The organism is Paenisporosarcina sp. P4_E4_2 (genome assembly GCF_056401595.1).
On record NZ_JBFUJC010000201.1, the window covers coordinates 1 to 5,662 of the forward strand.

General features: G+C 39.3%; 5 protein-coding genes. All 5 read left to right on the top strand.

The window, feature by feature from the left end; translation table 11 throughout:
- Positions 1–623: sporulation protein (locus AC1DSB_RS13305; RefSeq protein WP_477586871.1), on the top strand; the 623-nt coding region annotated here is incomplete at its 5' end.
- Between the two features lie 69 nt (positions 624–692).
- On the top strand, positions 693–1,397 hold the full coding sequence (gene deoD / locus AC1DSB_RS13310) for a purine-nucleoside phosphorylase (RefSeq protein ID WP_477531969.1): 705 nt from the start codon (positions 693–695) through the stop codon (positions 1,395–1,397).
- A gap of 135 nt (positions 1,398–1,532) precedes the next feature.
- Positions 1,533–3,038, top strand: coding sequence for a lmo1851 family serine protease (locus tag AC1DSB_RS13315; protein ID WP_477531968.1), 1,506 nt, complete (start codon positions 1,533–1,535; stop codon positions 3,036–3,038).
- A gap of 56 nt (positions 3,039–3,094) precedes the next feature.
- Positions 3,095–3,991 (top strand): CobW family GTP-binding protein, encoded by an 897-nt coding sequence (locus AC1DSB_RS13320; protein WP_477531967.1) that lies wholly within the window; start codon positions 3,095–3,097, stop codon positions 3,989–3,991.
- A gap of 427 nt (positions 3,992–4,418) precedes the next feature.
- Positions 4,419–5,231, top strand: a complete 813-nt coding sequence (locus tag AC1DSB_RS13325; protein WP_477531965.1) for a CAP domain-containing protein — start codon at positions 4,419–4,421, stop codon at positions 5,229–5,231.
- Positions 5,232–5,662 lie beyond the last annotated feature (431 nt).

Consider the following 5,662-nt stretch of genomic DNA (forward strand, 5'->3'; position numbering starts at 1 on the left):
GTATTTATATTAAAGTTTATACCACGTACGAACGCGAATCGAACGACAATAAATACACAGATTCAGTCGCAATTTATTCTCACAAATTAAACGAACCATTCACGATTGAAAAAGGAGAGAAAAAGGCATTTCCATTTTCATTCAATCTTCCGCTCATTACTCCAGTCACCATGGGAAGAACGAGAGTTTGGTTACAAACCGGTCTTGACATTAAAAATGCAGTGGATCCTGGAGATAAAGATTTGATTGAAATCCGACCGAATGCTTTTGTACAGGCTGGGTTGACTGCTGCTCAAAATTTAGGTCTTAAATTACGTAAAGTGGATTGTGAAGAAGCACCGCGTGCATACAGAGGTATTACTCCTTTCGTTCAGGAATTCGAGTTTTTTGCAGCATCTGGACCATTTAGAGGGAAATTTGATGAAATTGAACTTACGTTTATTCCAAAAGGATTGGATCAGGTTGAATTACTTATCCAAGTCGATCGTAAAGTGCGAGGCTTGGGTAGCTTGTTCTCGGAAGCACTGAATATGGATGAGTCATATATCCGTATGACTTTGTCAAAAACTGATTTATCATCTCTTGAGTCCCGATTAAATCAGGAAATTGCTCGTTACGTTTAACACAGTTTGCATATCGACACAAAAAACAGTATGATAGTACGGAAATGTTTATAAAGTGAGGTTACAAAGATGAGTGTTCATATTAATGCTAAAAAAGGCGATATCGCTGATACGATTTTATTACCGGGAGATCCACTACGTGCTAAATACATTGCAGAAACGTTTTTGGAAGACGTTGTTCAGTACAATGAAGTACGTAATATGTTCGGATACACTGGAACTTACAAAGGGAAACGTATTTCTGTACAAGGAACAGGAATGGGCGTACCTTCAATTTCGATTTACGTTACAGAATTAATGGCTGAATATGATGTTCAAAAATTAATTCGTGTAGGGACTTGTGGTTCAATTCACCAAGACGTTAAACTCCGTGATGTAATCATTGCACAAAGTGCTTCAACGGATTCCAAAATGAACGATATCATTTTCAACGGCGTTACCTTTGCACCGACAGCAGATTTCGATTTACTATTAAAAGCTTACAATGCTGGTAAAGAAAAAGGCTTGAATCTAAAAGTAGGTAATGTATTCACTGAGGATGTATTCTACAACGAGCATGCTGAGCATGAAAAATGGGCTCAATATGGAATTTTGGCACTTGAAATGGAGTCAGCTGCTCTGTATACATTAGCAGCTAAATTTGGCCGTCAAGCTCTTGCAATCCTAACAGTAAGTGATCACTTGTTAACAGGGGAAGTAACATCTTCTGAAGAACGTCAATTGACATTTAACGACATGATTGAAGTAGCATTGGATGCTGCAATTCAAGATTAATTAGAATATTTTAAAAGGCTGTCATATCATTTTTTGGCAGCCTTTTTCTTTCCGTTTACTTGAAGTAACTGATAAACTATACATAACTATTGAAGCATGTATTTTAATGGTTTCGATTTGAAAGTGGTGAATGACTTGGATGAAATGAAAAACAATACGGAACAAACAGAAGGACAACCTGAACAACCGGAACATGTACAACATGATGGACCAGCAGGAAAGTATATACGCTTGAAACCTTTCTTTTTCATCATGCTGATTTTCACATTAATTTTGAGTACAGCAGGATTAACGATTTTTGCTTTAACATTTGGCGATGAGAAGGTAGTCGAAGTCGGAGCTCCTGAAAGAAGAGAGTTTACAAAGTTATACCAGGCGTATGATGAATTGAAGGCTGGCTACTACGCTGATATTGACCAAGACGCTATTGTCAACGGAGCAATCAATGGAATGATTGAAGCCCTGGGGGATCCTTACTCCGATTATATGAACCAAGAAGAGGCTGCTCAATTCGAAGAAAGTATTTCTTCAAGTTTCCAGGGAATCGGTGCTGAAATACAAGAACGCAATGGAGTTATCTCTGTAGTGTCACCCATTAAAAATTCACCAGCTGAAAAAGCAGGGATTTTGCCAAATGACAAAATCATTGCAGTTGATGGGAAAAACATTCACGGTATGAGTGCTTCAGAAGCCGTATTGCTGATTCGTGGAGAAAAAGGCACATCCGTTTCGTTGACTATTCAACGTGGTGAAATGAAAGAACCGCTTGAAATTGAAATTGTGCGTGACGAAATTCCGATTGAAACTGTTTATGCAGAGCTATTGGAAGGTAAAGTTGCACACATTCAAATTACAAGTTTCTCAACCAATACGTATGATGAACTGCTTGCAGCCATAACTGATATGGAGGAAAAGGGAATGAAAGCATTAGTGCTGGACGTCCGCCAAAATCCAGGTGGCTTGTTGACTTCAGCTATTGATATCTCCAATTTGTTTGTTGATGATGGCAAACCTTTATTCCAGACCCAGGAAAAAGGGAAGGAAGCAGAAATTTACTATGCAACGAATGGAACGAAAGTTAAAGTACCTGTTTCTTTATTAATAGATGAAGGTAGTGCTTCTGCTTCAGAAATTCTTGCAGCTGCAATGAGTGAATCGGCCGGTACAAAATTGGTAGGCTTAAATTCATTCGGTAAAGGAACGGTACAAACAGCAAATGAATTAAAAGATGGATCTAATATGAAATTCACAACTGCGAAATGGTTAACTCCTGAAGGCAATTGGATTCACGAAAAAGGGATTGCCCCTGACGTGAAAGTAGAATATCCACCTTATACGCAGCTTGCGTATTTGGATGCGTCTATCGAAATGAAAAATGGCGTTTTATCTGATCAAGTGAAAGCTGCAGAAGAAATGCTTACTGCAATTGGCATTGATACAGGAAAAGTGGATGGACTGTTTGATGATCAAACGGAAGCTGCTGTGAAACAAGTTCAAAAAGAAGCAAAACTTGAAGAAACGGGCGTCTTGACGGGTGATTCGACGTTTGCCTTAATGGACCGTTTACGTGTGAAAATCAAAAAGGATGATCCACAACTTTTGAAAGCAAAAGATTTGGTATTAGAAGAACTAGCAAAATAAACAAAAGCTGGCCTGCAACTTGAGGCCAGCTTTTTTCACCAGAAAGGGCGTACACGATGAAAGACGTTTATTTATTCAGCGGTTTTTTGGGAAGCGGAAAAACCTCATTATTAACAGATACGATTCGACAGTTGAAAGAAAAAGGATTAAAACCCGCGATATTGATGAATGAACTAGGAAAACTTCCATTTGATTCTCAGTCAGTAGATGAAGACATTCCATTGAAGGAAATGTTGGAAGGATGCATCTGCTGTACCGGCTCTGAACAGACAGAGGCTCAATTACAAACATTGTTGGCAGGCGAAGCATTCGATGTACTGATTATTGAAACAACCGGTGCAGCACATCCTGTTGAAGCGCTGGATGCTGTCTATTCACCATTATTTGCGAAACAATTAAATGTTAAAGGAATCGTGACAGTGGTTGACAGCTTGCTTTGGTTAGATCGTCAAGCATTACGTCCACAAATTCGTTCTCTCTTTTTGGAACAAATTCGTCATGCGCACTTATTGTTAGCCAATAAAATGGATTTGCTGTCTGATGCACAACAGGCGAAAATTACATATGAATTACAAAGTTTCAATCCTTCTGCGACAATTATTCAAACATCTCACGGAAAATGTCCGTTTGCCATGTTAGAAAGATTGAAAGGCACTGTGCAAAAGACAGATGTTAATCAAACCCGTATCGGTGAAGAACTTGCCTTGTCCACAAGACTAGTTACATTTAAACAATCGATTGATAAAGAAGAGTTTGAAGATTGGTTACGTACATTGCCATCTTCCGTATATCGCATGAAAGGTTACGTTCCTATCATTGGCATGAAAAACCCTATGCTATTCCAATATTCGTATGGAATGGTGCAGTGGTTGCCTGAGTATGTGAAAATGGAGCCGGCAATTATAGTCATTGGTGAACAAATTGCACAACTGCAAGTTCCAGGAAGCGAGTGATTAAGTCATGAATGAAACGATACTAGCTTATCAATCATTGTTCCCATATCGTCAAGGAACTAAGTTGATTGAAACCATGGATCAATTATCAGACAGCATAAGAATCGAATTATTAGATGAGCTTACCCACCCACGTGTTAGGAAAAGCGCTGATGTAWAATTACAWATTRCTTTTGATAGAATCGATAGAAGTAGCMTCWTYYCTGTAKAAAAAGAGRGGYTAAAGAAGGTTTATGAGGCTGTTTATCAGYCCGTCAATAGCTAATTTAATGAAAGATATGGTAATTWYCCTAARACCACGCAATWTTRATGTCGTGTAAACCGCTTGAAGAGTACCTTTTCATTTCTGCTGGCAACAGTGGAAATGAATGGGTATTTTTTTCGTAGATTTAGCCGATAGACTAGTTGGCAGAGGAGGGAATAACAAATGAAAAAAATGTTACTAGGTTTAACAATGGGAGCTATGGTGTTCTCATTCAGTCAAGGTACGACCGCAGAAGCTTCATTTTCATCAAATCAACCCACGTGTCTAACTAATACAAGTTATGACTGGTCAACACGTACTCTAGTAAAACCGGTGGCGAACTCAGCCATGGAAAAACAATTGATAGATCAACTTTATGCACAGCTATTTGCTGCAGGGTTTAAAGCTCCAATACAAAAACCAGCTGTCCCAGCAAAACCAGCTGTCCCAGCAAAACCAGCTATTCCAGCAAAACCAGCTATTCCAGCAAAACCAGCTGTCCCAGCAAAACCAGCTGTCCCAGCAAAACCGGCAGTCCCAGCAAAACCAGCTGTCCCAGCAAAACCGGCTGTCCCAGTAAAACCGACGGCCCCAACAACACCACCTTCATCAGGTAATATTTCGTCAATTGAACAACAAGTTCTTACATTGACGAATCAAGAGCGTGCTAAAGGCGGATTAAAACCCCTTGCTACTGATGCTGCTTTGATGGACACTGCTCGTGCAAAATCAGCAGATATGAGCAAGAATAACTATTTCTCTCATACAAGTCCAACAATGGGATCTCCATTCGATCAAATGAAAGCTAAAGGCATTCAATACAAGGCTGCTGCTGAAAATATCGCAATGGGTCAAAGAACGGCTGCTGAAGTCGTTAAAGGATGGATGGAATCACCAGGACATCGCGCAAATATCATGAATGGTACTTATACTCATATTGGTATTGGATACAATGCAAACGGTAATTACTGGACACAACAATTCATTCAAAAATAATACACAAAGCCATCTCAATTCGTTGAGATGGCTTTTTTGTGCTATTTACATTTTTAAAGGCTCTATTAAACTTTACTACTTTTTATCGTACATTTGCGCTAGCATCACATTCCTCATGAGCCAACAAGTATGAAAATCATATAGTTGTGGACCTCACGCTTCCAAAGTGCTTCTCCTGCGGTTACTCGTCGCCTAAAAGGTTGCTCCTGTGGTTACTCGTCGCAAAGAATAGGGTCAAACTACCTTTGACCCTACTCTTTCTTGCGGCATGTAAAGAGCAAATTGGAGAACAAATTGTGCAATGGCAAGTTCCAGGAAGTGTGTGATCGGCCATGAATGAAATGATACAAGCTTTTCAATCATTGTTCCCATATCGTCAAGGAACTAAGTTGATTGAAAATGAATCAATTATCAGAAGAGCTCACTCACCC